This is a genomic window from Burkholderia sp. SIMBA_062 (genome assembly GCF_046534765.1).
Lineage (GTDB): Bacteria > Pseudomonadota > Gammaproteobacteria > Burkholderiales > Burkholderiaceae > Burkholderia > Burkholderia ambifaria.
Genome location: NZ_JAWRYD010000240.1, coordinates 1 through 275 on the forward strand (window position 1 = coordinate 1; position 275 = coordinate 275).

Sequence of the window (275 nt, forward strand, 5' to 3'; positions counted from 1 at the left end):
GTGACCGTCTCCGGCTCGCAGAAAGGCTTGATGCTGCCGCCGGGAATCAGCTTCAACGCGGTCTCGCAGAAGGCCATCGCGGCGAGCCGCGAGGCGAAGCTGCCGCGCGCGTTCTGGGCCTGGACCGAAATCATCGACATGAACCAGCAGGGCTACTGGCCGTACACGCCGAACACGAATCTGCTGTACGGCCTCGCCGAAGCGCTCGACATGATCCTCGGCGAAGGGCTCGATAACGTGTTCGCGCGTCATCAGCGGCTTGCGGCCGCGTGCCG

1 pseudogene is annotated in these 275 nt (G+C 65.5%); it reads left to right on the plus strand.

Annotated features, from left to right (window positions below):
• Positions 1–275: pseudogene (locus tag SB786_RS36205) on the plus strand (serine--glyoxylate aminotransferase); the annotation flags it as partial.